Consider the following 14,308-nt stretch of genomic DNA (forward strand, 5'->3'; position numbering starts at 1 on the left):
GCCCGGGCCGCCGGGTGCGGATCGCCTGAAACACTTAAACAATCAGTTTCCGCTATTGAACATGGCAGATGATTGCTGCTGCTGCTGGGGAATTTGATGCCTTCGCCTGCACCTACGAGATTCACACTCCTCGCCATGTTGCGCCGGTTTCGCGGCAGCCGCCGCGGCTCCGCAGCCGTCGAGTTCGCGCTCGTCGCGCCGATGTTTTTCGCATTGCTGTTCGCCATCATCGAGTCGGCGCTGATGTTCTTGGCGAGCCAGGTGCTCGAGAGTGCCGCGCAGAATTCTGCACGCGTGTTGCTGACCGGGCAGGCGCAAACCGGCACGCTAACAGCCTGCGCGGTGTCCGGCGTGAGCACACCCTGCTCGCAAACGACGTTCAAGGCTTACGTCTGCAATCAGATCCCGGCGCTGTTTGATTGCACCAAGCTCTACGTCGACGTCGTGAGTACAAGCTCGTTCGGAGCACTAAGCCTCACCAACTATGGCGATTCCTGCAGCTTCAATCCAACCGGCGTGCAGTACAGTGCCGGGGCCGCCAACCAGGTCGTCGTGGTGCGGCTGTTCTATCAGTGGCCGCTCTTCGTCACGGGCCTTGGCTTCAACATGGGCTGCAGCAACAAGCGGCTGCTGATTGCGACTGCGGCCTTCAAGAATGAACCCTTCTGAGACAGATGGATCCGAGCCCACCGATGCAGGCGATTGCAAATATCTGGAAAAATGCCAGTAGTTCCGTCCGCGACTTCGTCGCCGACAGGCGCGCGATCGCGGCGACCGAATTCGCGGTCATCGTGCCGCTGATGCTGGTGATGTTCTTCGGTACCGTCGAATTTTCATCGGCCGTGGCGATCGATCGCAAAGTTACGATGATTGCACGGACGCTGTCCGACTTGACGTCGCAGTCGATCGCGACCAACGGTCCGGCCATGCAGGACACGTTCACGGCAAGCATATCGATGATCATGCCGTATGACGCTACGCTCGTGAACGGTACGGTTGCCCAGATCTATATCGACTCAAGCAAAGTCGCCACGATTAAATGGAGCAAGTCCGCCACCATTGCGAACGGCGCGACGCAGGCCACGGTGACGGACGCGCCTCCGTCTCTGGCGCCTGATACCACGGTCACCTCGATGATTCCGCCGACGCTCTTGATCGCGAAGACCTACCTCATTTACAGTGAGGCGAGTTACCTCTACACGCCTTCCGTCAAATTCGTCCTGAAGTCGGGCATCACGCTGAGCGATGTCTCCTACACGCGGCCGCGCCAGGTCACCTGCGTTCCTTACGACGGTGTACCGTCGCCGTGCCCCCTAAACTAGAAAAAAGGCCGGGCATCGCGCCCGGCCTTTTCTTTTGATTTGTTCGCTCGAGCCGATCGGGGCCGTAAGCGGTAGGCTCAACCGGCGGAACGAAGGTTGTCCGCTGCCGACTTACCGGAACGGCGGTCGGCCACGATCTCGTAGGAGATCTTCTGACCTTCGCGCAGCGTGCCGAGGCCCGCACGTTCCACAGCGCTGATGTGGACGAACACGTCCTGGCCGCCATCGTCGGGCTGGATGAAGCCGAAGCCTTTGGTCGCGTTAAACCACTTCACGGTTCCCATGCTCATGGGGGTAGTCCCTTCTCAGATAACACAATGTCAGAGCCCGCTTGCGCGGACAGGTTAGATCGAATTTTTGGAAGGGTCGTCAGCGTGTCTGAACCGGCTGTACCGGTGGATGCTAATGTCGTCCGGCCGAAAATCGATTAGTTCATTTTATTGGAAACAGAGCTCCAAAACAATGCTGACGTGCACGATTTTTTGATCCGCCGTGATGGTCACGGCGGATCAGCATGCAGGTCGGAATCTTAGGTTCGCGCTCGCGCGCCGAGCCCCTAGCGGCGGCGGAACTGGCCGCCGCGCTGTCCGGGACGCGGAGGTCCGCCCATCCCGCTCGGACGTTCGTCCTTGTGGCGGAAAATCAGCCGGCCCTTTTCGAGGTCATAGGGCGACATCTCCACCGTCACGCGGTCGCCCGCCAGAGTCTTGATGCGGTTCTTCTTCATCTTGCCGGCGGTGTAGGCGACGATCTCGTGTCCGGCGTCGAGCTGCACGCGGTAGCGCGCGTCGGGGAGGATTTCGGTGACCAGTCCTTCGAACTGGATCAGCTCTTCCTTAGCCATGAATTTCTCCAGGTCGTGGACGGCTAGTGCGAATGGGGTTTGCGGTTCGGTTGGCCGTTCGGCCGACTCTCGCGGCGCAAAAAGGCAACGCCTTGTATCCCATCAGACGCCCCGGCGCTATGCGCGGAACGCTGTTCCGGACGGCCGTTTGGCGAAGAATGCGCCTTGCCTCCGGTGTGGTCGCGACGAGGAGTCTTCGAAGCCTTCGGGCCACTGCCGGGCCGTGCGTCAGCACGCCTGGCGTCGCCATGACGTCCCTCGCCGGGCCTTCCGTCGCCCTGCTTGGCGGCACTGTGGTGACGACCGTCAGCATGCCTTTCGTCGGCACGCCGCCCGTCGCCATGCCGTGCGCCGTGCGGACGCTGGCCTGGGCGGCTGGGCCGGCCCTGACGTTGCTGGGACGGGGGAGGACCCGCATCGCGGCGGCCCGCGTCGGTGCGGTGGTCTTCGCGCGGCAGCGTCACTTTGATCAACCGCTCGATGTCGCGGAGATAGGCAAGTTCCTCGCCGCCCGCGACCAGCGAGATCGCGGTGCCCTCGGCGCCGGCGCGCGCGGTGCGGCCGATGCGGTGCACGTAAGTCTCGGGCACGTTGGGGAGGTCGAAATTGATGACGTGGGTGATGCCGTCGACGTCGATGCCGCGAGCGGCGATATCGGTGGCGACCAGCGTGCGAATTTCACCGGTGCGGAACTGGGCTAGCGTCCGTTCGCGATGGTTCTGCGACTTGTTACCGTGGATGGCGCTGGCGGGGATTCCCGCCTTCTCGAGTGTCTTTACGACCTTGTCGGCGCCGTGCTTGGTGCGCGTGAAGACCAGGGCTCGGTTGACCGGCTCGTCCTTCAGCAGCTTGGCCAGTAAGGCCGGCTTCGCGGAGAAGTCGACCTGGATGATGCGCTGCTGGATGCGCTCCACGGTCGAGGAGACCGGGGTCACCGCGACGCGGGCGGGGTCGCGCAGCATGGCGTCGGCCAACTCGGCGATGTCCTTCGGCATGGTGGCCGAGAAGAACAGCGTCTGCCGCTTGATCGGCAGCTTGGCGACGATTTTGCGGATGTCGTTGATGAAGCCCATGTCAAGCATGCGGTCGGCCTCGTCGAGCACGAGGAATTCGACGCTTCCAAGCTTCAGTCCGTTGCTCTGCACGAGATCGAGCAAACGGCCGGGGGTGGCGACCAGCACCTCGACGCCCTGCATCAGCGAGCGGACCTGACGGCCCATCGGCACGCCGCCGATGGCGAGTGTCGAGGACAAACGGATGTGGCGGCCATAGGCGTTGAAGCTGTCAAGGATCTGGCCGGACAGCTCGCGCGTCGGCGACAGCACCAGGACGCGGGTCGTCTTCGGCTGCGGCTTGATGCGATTCTCGAGCAGGCGGTGCAGGATCGGCAGCGCGAAGGACGCGGTCTTGCCGGTTCCGGTCTGGGCGATGCCGACGACGTCGCGGCCGGTCAGCGCGGTCGGAATCGTCTGGGCCTGGATCGGGGTGGGGGTGACGTAGTTCTCTTCGGTGAGAGCACGAGCGATGGGTTCGGCGAGGCCGAAATCCTGAAACGAAGTCAAAAGATGGGTTCTTTCCATGTCAAAAGCGGGCGCCCGGCGCATTCGGCGCGGCGCGCGCAAAAGGGTGTCGAGAGGGACACCTGCGTGTTTGGGGTGTCGGATGGCTTGATGGGATGGGGCAAGCCAGACGCCCGTAAGGGCTTAAGAACACGCGGCTCGCAACGGTCTCTGATTCGCAAGAGACCTCGCCCTCCATATGGAACATTGAGGCGGCGCTTTCAAGGCAGGCTCACCCCAAATGGCGATCGCGGTGCAGAAATAGTTATGCCGGAAATTTAGCCAGAGTGGCAAATTTGCTCAAAAAATAGCCCGTCTGCCACATTCGCATCCATTCGATTTGCTCAGTGTTTAGGCGGCGCGGTCATGGCGAGGCTTTGTTTTCCGTCCATTTTAGCAACAAAGCCAATGGCTTAGTTGGTGTCTAATCCATGGCACGGTTCTTGCGAATCCGTTAATCGCAGGCGGCCGTTGGGGCCGTTTCGCAGCGTTTTTCACGTCTGCGTCAGGGAGATGAGACACTCATGCATAGCAAATCCACTCACGATATAGCGGCGCCATTTAGCCGCCGTGGCGTTCTCGCCGCGACCGCCGGACTGATGCTTGGTCTGGCTTCCATTTCTGGTGCGAAAGCCGCGGACGACACCATCAAGGTCGGCGTGCTTCACTCCCTCTCCGGCACCATGGCCATCAGCGAAACCACGCTGAAGGACACCATCCTCTTCCTGATCGACGAGCAGAACAAGAAGGGCGGCGTCAACGGCAAGAAGCTCGAAGCCGTCGTCGTCGATCCCGCTTCGAACTGGCCGCTGTTCGCCGAGAAGGCGCGCGAGCTGATCACCAAGGACAAGGTCTCGGTGGTGTTCGGCTGCTGGACCTCCGTGTCGCGCAAGTCGGTGCTCCCGGTGTTCAAGGAGCTGAACAGCATCCTGTTCTACCCCGTGCAGTACGAGGGCGAGGAGAGCGAGCGCAACGTGTTCTACACCGGCGCCGCGCCGAACCAGCAGGCGATCCCCGCCGTCGACTATCTGATGAAGGACGAGAAGGTGAAGCGCTGGGTGCTCGCGGGCACCGACTACGTCTATCCCCGCACCACCAACAAGATCCTGGAAGCCTATCTGAAGTCCAAGGGTGTCGCCCAGGAAGACATCATGATCAACTACACGCCGTTCGGTCATTCCGACTGGCAGACGATCGTGGCCGACATCAAGAAGTTCGGCTCGGCCGGCAAGAAGACCGCGGTGGTCTCGACCATCAACGGCGACGCCAACGTTCCCTTCTACAAGGAGCTCGGCAACCAGGGCATCAAGGCGAAGGACATCCCGGTCGTCGCGTTCTCGGTGGGTGAGGAAGAACTCGCCGGCATCGACACCAAGCCGCTGCTCGGCCATCTCGCCGCCTGGAACTACTTCCAGTCGATCAAATCGCCGGAGAACGAGAAGTTCATCAAGGCGTGGCAGACCTACACCAAGAACCCGAAGCGCGTGACCAACGATCCGATGGAAGCGCACGTGATCGGCTTCGACATGTGGGTCAAGGCGGTCGAGAAGGTGAAGTCGACCGATCCGGACAAGGTGATCGATGCGCTCCCGGGCATCGAAGCCAAGAACCTGACCGGCGGCACCTCCAAGATGCTCCCGAACCATCACATCACCAAGCCGGTGTTCATTGGCGAAATCAAAGCCAACGGCCAGTTCGACGTGGTGTGGAAGACCCCGGGTCTTGTCGCAGGCGACGCCTGGTCGAAGGAGCTCGATGGCTCCAAGGACCTGGTCGGCGACTGGGTCGGCAAGAAGTGCGGCAACTTCAACACCAAGACCAACAAGTGCCTCGGTTCGGGCTCCTGATCCGGATCTGACGCTCCATTGCACGATCGGAGAAGGCGGCGATCCCGCCGCCTTCTCCACCCTTTTCTGCCGGGGTCTTTCACAGTGCCAGCCAATTTGTCCGCCCGCCTCTGTTCGCTCCTGCTCTCGTTGTTCCTGATCGCGTTCGCACTGCCGGCCTTGGCCGGCCCGTTCGAGGATGCGGTCGCCAAATTCGCCAACGACGATTATTCCGACACGGAAGAGGCGATCGGCGTGGTCGCGGGCAGCGGCAACAAGCTGGCTTTCCCCATCATCAGCGCGCTTCAGGACGGCCGACTCATGGCCGACCCGGATAGCAAGAAGGTTTACGTCACCGGCACCGACGGCAAGTCGATCGATGCCGCGACCGGCCTGGCTGTGGCGAGCGTGCCCGACAGTGCAAGCGCGGTCCGCCTCAACAACCGCTTGCGCCGCAGCGTCGATGCCGCGATCGGCAGCCTGACGCTGCAGTCACCGGACATCGGAGCGCGGCTGCAGGCCGCGCAATCCGTCTTCAAGTCGCATGAGGAGACGTCGCTCGAAGCCGTCGATGGCGCGCTCGCCAAGGAAACCAACCGATCCGTCAAAGCTGCGCTGGGCGACGCCCGCGCGGCGATCCTGTTGTTCAAGCCTGATGCCACCGAGGTCGAGAAGCTCGAAGCCGTTGCCACCATCAAGGCGCGCGGCGACCAGGAGGCGATGGCGCTGCTTACCGGCATGGGCGACCAGCCGGCCTCGGTGACCAAGGCTGCCGCGAGCGCAATCGGCTCGATCCAGAGTTCGCTCGCGGTCTGGTCGATGGTGCAGAATGCCTGGTACGGCCTCTCGCTGGGTTCGGTGCTGCTGCTTGCTGCAATCGGGCTTGCCATCACGTTCGGCGTGATGGGCGTCATCAACATGGCGCATGGCGAGATGGTGATGATCGGGGCCTACACCACCTTCGTGGTGCAGGAGGTGATCCGCACCCGCTATCCCGGCCTGTTCGACTATTCGCTGCTGATCGCGGTGCCGCTCGCCTTCCTGGTGGCGGGCGCGCTCGGCGTCGTGATCGAGCGCAGCATCATCCGCTTTCTCTATGGCCGTCCCCTGGAGACGCTGCTGGCGACATGGGGCTTGTCGCTGGTGCTGCAGCAGGCGGTGCGCACCATGTTCGGCCCGACCAACCGCGAGGTCGGCAACCCCTCCTGGATGAGCGGCGCGTTCGAGCTCGGCCAGATCACGATTACCTATAACCGGCTCTGGATCCTTGTCTTCACGCTCGCGGTGTTCGTCATTCTGCTCGCGATGCTGCGCTACACGGCGCTAGGGCTCGAGATGCGCGCGGTGACGCAGAACCGCCGCATGGCGGCCTCGATGGGCATCGCGACCTCGCGGGTCGATGCGCTGACCTTCGGCCTCGGCTCGGGCATTGCCGGCATCGCCGGCGTGGCGCTGTCGCAGATCGACAATGTCAGCCCCAATCTCGGCCAGAGCTACATCATCGACAGCTTCATGGTCGTCGTGTTCGGAGGCGTCGGCAATCTCTGGGGCACGCTGGTCGGCGCCTTCACGCTCGGCATCGCCAACAAATTCCTGGAGCCGGTCGCCGGCGCCGTGCTCGGCAAGATCGCCATCCTCGTTCTCATCATCCTGTTCATTCAAAAGCGGCCGCGCGGCCTGTTCGCGCTCAAGGGCCGTGCGGTGGAAGCATGACCCCTCACATGCTGACGCGATCGCTGGACCGCGGCGCGACGATCTTCCTTGCGGTCGTCGTGGCCTGCGGCATCCTGATCCCGCTCTCCAACCTTCTGCTGCCCGCGGGCTCGTTCCTACAAGTGCCGACCTATCTGGTCGCGCTCTGGGGCAAATATGTCTGCTACGCCATCCTGGCGCTCTCGATCGACCTGATCTGGGGCTATTGCGGCATCCTCTCGCTCGGCCACGGTGCTTTCTTCGCGCTCGGTGGCTACGCGATGGGCATGTACCTGATGCGGCAGATCGGCAGCCGCGGCGTCTACGGCAACCCGATCCTGCCTGACTTCATGGTGTTCCTGAACTATTCGAAGCTGCCCTGGTACTGGTACGGCTTCGACATGTTCTGGTTTGCCGCGCTGATGGTGCTGATCGTGCCGGGCCTGCTCGCCTTCTGCTTCGGCTGGCTCGCCTTCCGCTCCCGCGTCACGGGCGTGTATCTGTCGATCATCACCCAGGCGATGACCTATGCGCTGCTGCTGGCCTTCTTCCGCAACGATTTCGGCTTCGGCGGCAACAACGGCATGACCGACTTCAAGGACATTTTGGGCTTCAACGTGCAGGCAGAAGGCACCCGTGCTGCGCTGTTCGCGCTGAGCTGCCTGGCGCTGATCGCCGGCTTCCTGATCTGCCGCGCCATCGTCTCGTCCAAGCTCGGCAAGGTGCTGATCGCGGTGCGCGATGCCGAATCGCGCACGCGCTTCCTCGGCTACCGCGTCGAATCCTACAAGCTGTTCGTGTTCACGGTGTCGGCCTGCATGGCAGGCATCGCCGGCGCGCTCTATGTGCCGCAGGTCGGCATCATCAACCCGAGCGAATTCGCGCCCGGCAATTCAATCGAGGCGGTGATCTGGGTTGCGGTCGGCGGCCGCGGTACGCTGGTCGGCGCTGCGCTCGGTGCCGTCGTCGTCAATTACGCAAAGACGTTCTTCACCTCCGGCATGCTCGCGCCGTACTGGCTGTTCATGCTGGGTGCGATGTTCATTCTGGTGACGCTGCTGCTGCCCAAGGGCATCGTCGGCACTTTCAACGCCTGGTGGGACTCGTCGAAGGAAAGGCGCGACGCCGCGACCATTGCGAGCGCCGCGGCCGAAGATGGCGTCGCCGAACCCAAAATGGCGGAGGAGGCGCAATGAACGTCATGGACACCCGCGCGACCTCCGCAATGCTGTATCTCGACGGCGTGCACGTCTCGTTCGACGGCTTCCACGCCATTAACAACCTCTCGCTGACGCTCGAGCCCGGCGAGATGCGCGCCATCATCGGCCCGAACGGCGCCGGTAAGACCACGATGATGGACATCATCACCGGCAAGACCAAGCCCGACGAAGGCACCGTGCTGTTCGACGGCGTCACGGACCTGACGCGGCTTGACGAGACCCGCATCGCCGAGCTCGGCATCGGCCGCAAATTCCAGAAGCCGACCGTGTTCGAGAGCCAGACCGTGCAGGACAATTTGCTGCTCGCGCTCAATGTCGACCACAGCGTCAAGGCTACGCTGTTCTGGCGCGGCAGCCGGGCGGAATCCGAGCAGATCGACAAGGTGCTGGAAACGATCCGCCTTACCGAGGCCCGCAACCGTCTCGCCGGCAGCCTCAGCCACGGCCAGAAGCAGTGGCTTGAGATCGGCATGCTGCTCGCCCAGGATCCAAAACTGCTTCTCGTCGACGAGCCCGTCGCTGGCATGACCGACGTCGAGACGCATCTCACCGCCGAGCTGCTCAAGGAAATCAACAAGACCCACACCGTGATGGTGGTCGAGCACGACATGACGTTCGTGCGCGAACTCGGCGTCAAGGTCACTTGCCTGCACGAGGGTACCGTGCTCGCCGAAGGCACCATCGACCAGGTCTCGTCCAACGAGCGGGTCATCGAAGTCTATCTGGGGCGGTGAGCGATGCTTGAGGTCAAGGACATCAACCTGTTCTACGGCGCGGCGCAGGCGCTGCGCGGCGTGTCGATCGCGGCCGAGCCCGGCAAGGTGACCTGCGTGCTCGGGCGCAACGGCGTCGGCAAGACCTCGCTCTTGCGCGCCATGGTCGGGCAGTACCCGATCTCATCGGGCGCGATCGTGCTCGACGGCAACGATATTACGGGCCTGAAGCCCTATGAGCGCGCGCGCAAGGGCATCGGCTTCGTGCCGCAGGGGCGCGAGATATTCCCACTTCTGACGGTCGAGGAGAATCTCAAGACCGGCTTCGGCCCGCTCAGGCGCGAGGACAAGCACATTCCGGACGACGTGTATTCGCTGTTCCCGGTGCTGCAATCCATGCTCGGCCGGCGCGGCGGCGATCTCTCCGGCGGCCAGCAACAACAGCTCGCGATCGGGCGTTCGCTGGTGATGCGGCCAAAGCTGCTGCTGCTCGACGAGCCGACGGAGGGCATCCAGCCCTCGATCATCAAGGATATCGGCCGCGCCATCTCGTACCTGCGCAATCTCGGCAACATCGCCATCGTGCTGGTCGAACAATATCTCGACTTTGCCTGCGAACTCGGCGACAGTTTTGCGGTGATGGATCGCGGCGCGGTGAAGTTCACCTGCGATCGCTCCAATCTCGACGCGAGCGAAATCAGCCGCCAGATGGCGCTGTAGGCCATTCTGCCGCGACCGGCTGGGGAGGCGGATGCGCAGCGACGTTTTAGCGACATCTTCGGTGTTCGACGCCAACCGTGCCCGCGGAGCGGTGCGCTTCGACGTCCACGCGCGCGACGGTGTGACACGTCGCGGGATCTTGCATGAGTCCGGCTCCCTGCGCGTGCGCTTCCCTTCGCCGGAGGACGAGGGGCTCTCCGGCGTGTTCGTCAACACGGCCGGCGGCGTCGCCGGCGGCGATCGCTTCGACATCGAAATCGCGGCCGCAGATGGTGCGAAGCTGACGCTGACGACGGCGGCCGCGGAAAAGGTCTATCGCGCGCCAGGGCAGGCGGCGGAGCTCAATATAGCGCTGAAGGTTGCCGCAGGCGCACATCTCGGCTGGCTGCCGCAGGAGACGATCCTGTTCGACCGGGCGCGCGTGCGCCGTCGCTTCGACATAGACCTCGATGCGACTGCCTCGCTCCTGCTGTGCGAGATCGTGGTGTTCGGCCGTACCGCGATGGGTGAGCGGATGGAGCAGGGCGAGTTCGTCGACCGCTGGCGACTGCGTCGCGGCGGCAAGCTAGTGTTCGCCGAGACCGTCAGGCTCGACGGCAATATCGGCGCAAAGCTTGCGCGATCGGCGGTGGCGAAGGGCGGCGCTGCGATCGGGACGGCGCTGATCGTGCCCGGCGACGAGGCCCTGATCGAGCGTCTCCGCGAGGCCTCGGAATCCTTCGCCGGTGAGGTCGGGATGTCCGCCTGGAATGGCTTTGCAATGGCGCGGTTCTGTGCCCAAGATGCGGCGCGCCTGCGTGGCGACATGATGGCCGTATTGGCGCGCACCGGTGCGGCGCTGCCGCGGCTCTGGCTGAATTGACGAAGTGAACGGAAGAGATTTCGTATGAACCTGTCTCCGCGCGAAAAGGACAAGCTTCTGATCTCGATGGCGGCGATCGTGGCCCGCCGCCGGCTGGATCGCGGCGTCAAGCTCAACCATCCGGAGGCGATCGCGCTCATCTCCGATTTCATCCTCGAAGGCGCGCGGGATGGCCGCACCGTCGCCGAGCTGATGCAAGCGGGTGCGCAGGTCCTCACGCGCGACCAGGTGATGCCGGGCATTCCCGAGATGATCCACGACATCCAGGTCGAGGCGACCTTTCCGGACGGCACTAAGCTCGTCACCGTGCACGAGCCGATCAGGTAGTTTTGAATTCGTCATTCCGGGGCGCCTGAAGGGCGAACCCGGAATCCAGAGATTGTTGATCGAGATTCCGGGTTCTCGCTGCGCGGGCCCCGGAATGACGAGGAGGATAGAATGATTCCCGGCGAACTCTTCATCCAGGACGGCGAGATCGAGCTCAATGCCGGCCGCAAGACCGTGACGCTGACGGTCGCCAACACCGGTGACCGCCCGATCCAGGTCGGCTCGCACTACCATTTCTTCGAGACCAACCCGGCCCTGAAGTTCGACCGCAAGAAAGCCCGCGGCATGCGCCTCGACATCGCCGCCGGCACCGCCGTTCGCTTCGAGCCCGGCCAGACCCGCGACGTTCAGCTCGTCGCGGTGGCCGGCAAGAAGACCATCTACGGCTTCCGCGGCGACGTGATGGGGAAGCTGTGAAATCCACAGGAACGAGCGTGGCGCGGCATGGTTGAGGCGAACACGGAGGACTTTGCCATGCTGTCACCTGTCCGCCTCGTCTCCGAAGCCGCCGAGCTCGCCGCGCGCCGTCACAACGGCATGGCGCGCAAGGGCCGTGGTCATGAGCCCTACATCAACCACCTCGCCGAGGTCGCGAACCTGCTTGCCACCGCGACCGACGGCGCCGACGCCGAACTCGTTGCCGCAGGCTGGCTGCACGATGCGATCGAGGACACCGACACCACGCGCGAGGAGCTCGCGCAAAAATTCTCCGACCGTGTCGCGTCGCTTGTCGAGGAATGCACCGACGATATGAGCCTGCCTAAGCCGGAGCGGCGGCGGCGTCAGGTGCTCGACGCACCGAAGAAATCGGCTGGCGCCAGGCTGATCAAGATCGCCGACAAGATCAGCAATATCGGCGCGCGCGTGCATTCCGATCCGACGGCCGAGGAACGTGACGATCTCGTCGACTACACCGACTGGGCCGAGCAGGTTGTCGCCGGTTGCCGCGGCGGCAACTCTTGGCTCGATACGACATTCGACGACACGGTGCTCACAGCGAGGACCTCGCTGTGAGCACCGGTCCAAAATTCAAACGCAAACGGGGCTTGTGATGTCCGTCAAAATAAAGCGTTCGGTCTATGCCGACATGTTCGGCCCGACCACCGGTGACAAGGTGCGGCTGGCCGACACCGACCTCATCATCGAGGTCGAGAAGGATTTCACCACCTACGGCGAGGAGGTGAAGTTCGGCGGCGGCAAGGTGATCCGCGACGGCATGGGTCAGTCGCAGGTCACCAACAAGCAGGGCGCGGCGGACACCGTCATCACCAACGCGCTGATCGTCGATCACTGGGGCATCGTGAAGGCCGACGTCGCGATCAAGGACGGCATGATCGCCGGCATCGGCAAGGCCGGCAATCCCGACATCCAGCCGGGTGTCACCATCATCATCGGCCCGGGCACCGACGTGATCGCGGGTGAAGGCAAGATCCTCACCGCCGGCGGCTTCGACAGCCACATCCACTTCATCTGCCCGCAGCAGATCGAGCATGCGCTGATGTCGGGCGTCACCTCGATGCTGGGGGGCGGCACCGGCCCCTCGCATGGCACGTTCGCCACGACCTGCACGCCGGGGCCGTGGCACATGGGGCGGATGATCCAGTCGTTCGACGCCTTCCCGGTCAATCTCGGCATCTCTGGCAAGGGCAACGCCTCGCGGCCCGCCGCGCTGGTCGAGATGATCAAGGCCGGGGCCTGTGCGCTGAAGCTGCACGAGGACTGGGGCACGACGCCGGCCGCGATCGACACCTGCCTCTCGGTCGCCGACGACTACGATATCCAGGTGATGATCCACACCGACACGTTGAACGAATCCGGCTTCGTCGAGGATACCATCAAAGCCTTCAAGGGCCGCACCATCCACGCCTTCCACACCGAGGGCGCCGGCGGCGGTCATGCCCCCGATATCATCAAGGTCGCGGGGCTCAAGAACGTGCTGCCGTCCTCGACCAACCCGACGCGGCCCTTCACGCGCAACACCATCGACGAGCATCTGGACATGCTGATGGTGTGCCACCACCTCGATCCCTCGATCGCGGAAGATCTGGCGTTCGCGGAAAGCCGCATCCGCAAGGAGACCATCGCGGCCGAGGACATCCTGCACGATCTCGGCGCGCTCTCGATGATCTCGTCGGACTCCCAGGCCATGGGCCGCCTCGGCGAGGTCATCATCCGGACCTGGCAGACCGCCGACAAGATGAAGAAGCAGCGCGGCTCGCTGCCGCAGGATAAGGGCAAGGACAACGACAATTTCCGCGTCAAGCGCTACATCGCCAAATACACGATCAATCCCGCGATCGCCCATGGCGTTTCGAAGCTGATCGGCTCGGTGGAGAAGGGGAAGCTCGCCGATCTCGTGCTGTGGTCGCCGGCCTTCTTCGGCGTCAAGCCCGATTGCGTCGTCAAGGGCGGCATGATCGTCGCCGCTCCCATGGGCGATCCCAACGCCTCGATCCCGACCCCGCAGCCGGTGCATTATCAGCCGATGTTCGGCGCCTTCGGCAAGGCGATAACCGCATCCTCAGTGGTGTTCACCTCGAAGGCCGCGATCACCGGCGGCCTCGCGCGTAAGCTCGGCATCGACAAGAAGCTCTATGCGGTCCAGAACACCCGCGGCAGGATCTCGAAGAAGAGCATGATTCACAACGACGCCACGCCCAATATCGAAGTCGATCCGGAGACCTATGAGGTTCGCGCCGACGGCGAGCTTTTGACCTGCGCCCCCGCCGAGGTGCTGCCGATGGCGCAGCGATATTTCATGTACTGAAATAGCGCCTCAACGCATGTCTCAGGAACATGTCCTGGTCGCATATCCGGGGGCAGCTTTTCCGGGTTTTGCGTTCGATCCCGCCTGGTCTAAGGTCCCGCCGGGTATCTGAAGCCCAGAAGAAAAGCCGGGAGGATTTCTCGTGATCTACGTCGTCGCCACCTTGACCATCAAGCCTGAAACGCGCGCCGAATTCATTGCAGCTGCCACCGCCTGCATCAAGGAGACGCGGAAAGAGCCCGGCAATGTCGCCTATGATCTGCATGAGAGCGTCACCGATCCCGCCAAGATGGTGTTCGTCGAGCAGTGGGAGAATGCCGAAGCACTGGTGCCGCATCGCGCCATGGAGCACATGAAGACGTTCGGCCGCGTCGCGGTGAAGTGTTTTACGGCGCCGCCGAAGATCGAAGTGATCACGCCCGAGAAGGTCGAGACACGGTAACGGGGTAAAAGCGC

General features: G+C 63.2%; 16 protein-coding genes. 13 read left to right on the forward strand and 3 right to left on the reverse strand.

Going from position 1 to position 14,308, the window contains the following annotated elements; translation table 11 throughout:
- The first annotated feature begins 96 nt into the window (after nt 1-96).
- Together AC0L3K_RS27550 and AC0L3K_RS27555 are read left to right on the forward strand one after the other, a co-directional pair.
- The gene (locus AC0L3K_RS27550; RefSeq protein ID WP_473367265.1) at nt 97-669 is read left to right on the forward strand and encodes a TadE/TadG family type IV pilus assembly protein; all 573 of its coding nucleotides are present in this window, start codon (nt 97-99) and stop codon (nt 667-669) included.
- 23 nt (nt 670-692) lie between these two features.
- Nucleotides 693-1,322 carry a TadE/TadG family type IV pilus assembly protein gene (locus AC0L3K_RS27555; RefSeq protein ID WP_007599787.1) on the forward strand — a complete coding sequence of 210 codons (630 nt, stop codon included), beginning with the start codon at nt 693-695 and terminating at the stop codon, nt 1,320-1,322.
- A 77-nt stretch (nt 1,323-1,399) separates the two neighbouring features.
- On the opposite strand, the gene AC0L3K_RS27560 is transcribed toward AC0L3K_RS27555, so the two are convergent.
- The 3 genes from AC0L3K_RS27560 to AC0L3K_RS27570 all read right to left on the reverse strand — a co-directional run bounded on the left by AC0L3K_RS27560 (nt 1,400) and on the right by AC0L3K_RS27570 (nt 3,770).
- Entirely contained in the window at nt 1,400-1,612 is a 213-nt protein-coding gene (locus AC0L3K_RS27560) for a cold-shock protein (RefSeq protein WP_007599788.1), read from the reverse strand.
- A 266-nt stretch (nt 1,613-1,878) separates the two neighbouring features.
- Nucleotides 1,879-2,166: a translation initiation factor IF-1 gene (infA, locus tag AC0L3K_RS27565; protein ID WP_007599789.1), complete on the reverse strand. Its 288-nt coding sequence runs from the start codon at nt 2,164-2,166 to the stop codon at nt 1,879-1,881.
- 23 nt (nt 2,167-2,189) lie between these two features.
- Entirely contained in the window at nt 2,190-3,770 is a 1,581-nt protein-coding gene (locus AC0L3K_RS27570; protein ID WP_051058446.1) for a DEAD/DEAH box helicase, read from the reverse strand.
- 479 nt (nt 3,771-4,249) lie between these two features.
- On the opposite strand from AC0L3K_RS27570, the gene urtA reads away from it, so the two are divergent.
- The 11 genes from urtA to AC0L3K_RS27625 all read left to right on the forward strand — a co-directional run bounded on the left by urtA (nt 4,250) and on the right by AC0L3K_RS27625 (nt 14,294).
- Nucleotides 4,250-5,572, forward strand: coding sequence for an urea ABC transporter substrate-binding protein (gene urtA / locus AC0L3K_RS27575; RefSeq protein WP_007599797.1), 1,323 nt, complete (start codon nt 4,250-4,252; stop codon nt 5,570-5,572).
- An 84-nt stretch (nt 5,573-5,656) separates the two neighbouring features.
- Nucleotides 5,657-7,264 carry an urea ABC transporter permease subunit UrtB gene (gene urtB, locus AC0L3K_RS27580; RefSeq protein WP_007599798.1) on the forward strand — a complete coding sequence of 536 codons (1,608 nt, stop codon included), beginning with the start codon at nt 5,657-5,659 and terminating at the stop codon, nt 7,262-7,264.
- Nucleotides 7,261-8,439 (forward strand): urea ABC transporter permease subunit UrtC, encoded by a 1,179-nt coding sequence (urtC, locus tag AC0L3K_RS27585; protein ID WP_473367266.1) that lies wholly within the window; start codon nt 7,261-7,263, stop codon nt 8,437-8,439. Before urtB ends, urtC begins: the two co-directional genes overlap by 4 nt.
- Complete coding sequence (gene urtD / locus AC0L3K_RS27590) at nt 8,436-9,197, forward strand: urea ABC transporter ATP-binding protein UrtD (RefSeq protein WP_007599801.1); 762 nt, start codon at nt 8,436-8,438, stop codon at nt 9,195-9,197. The genes urtC and urtD overlap by 4 nt, the downstream gene beginning before the upstream one ends.
- A gap of 3 nt (nt 9,198-9,200) precedes the next feature.
- Nucleotides 9,201-9,896: an urea ABC transporter ATP-binding subunit UrtE gene (gene urtE / locus AC0L3K_RS27595; protein ID WP_473367267.1), complete on the forward strand. Its 696-nt coding sequence runs from the start codon at nt 9,201-9,203 to the stop codon at nt 9,894-9,896.
- 31 nt (nt 9,897-9,927) lie between these two features.
- Nucleotides 9,928-10,758 carry an urease accessory protein UreD gene (locus tag AC0L3K_RS27600; protein WP_007599808.1) on the forward strand — a complete coding sequence of 277 codons (831 nt, stop codon included), beginning with the start codon at nt 9,928-9,930 and terminating at the stop codon, nt 10,756-10,758.
- A 24-nt stretch (nt 10,759-10,782) separates the two neighbouring features.
- Entirely contained in the window at nt 10,783-11,085 is a 303-nt protein-coding gene (locus AC0L3K_RS27605) for an urease subunit gamma (RefSeq protein WP_007599811.1), read from the forward strand.
- A gap of 111 nt (nt 11,086-11,196) precedes the next feature.
- Nucleotides 11,197-11,502, forward strand: coding sequence for an urease subunit beta (locus tag AC0L3K_RS27610; RefSeq protein ID WP_007599812.1), 306 nt, complete (start codon nt 11,197-11,199; stop codon nt 11,500-11,502).
- A 57-nt stretch (nt 11,503-11,559) separates the two neighbouring features.
- On the forward strand, nt 11,560-12,099 hold the full coding sequence (locus AC0L3K_RS27615) for an HD domain-containing protein (protein WP_007599813.1): 540 nt from the start codon (nt 11,560-11,562) through the stop codon (nt 12,097-12,099).
- Nucleotides 12,100-12,136: 37 nt separating this feature from the next.
- Nucleotides 12,137-13,852 carry an urease subunit alpha gene (gene ureC, locus AC0L3K_RS27620; protein WP_007599814.1) on the forward strand — a complete coding sequence of 572 codons (1,716 nt, stop codon included), beginning with the start codon at nt 12,137-12,139 and terminating at the stop codon, nt 13,850-13,852.
- Nucleotides 13,853-13,994: 142 nt separating this feature from the next.
- Nucleotides 13,995-14,294 carry a putative quinol monooxygenase gene (locus tag AC0L3K_RS27625; protein WP_473367268.1) on the forward strand — a complete coding sequence of 100 codons (300 nt, stop codon included), beginning with the start codon at nt 13,995-13,997 and terminating at the stop codon, nt 14,292-14,294.
- Nucleotides 14,295-14,308 lie beyond the last annotated feature (14 nt).

It is taken from the genome of Bradyrhizobium sp. MI1.10 (assembly GCF_055811035.1).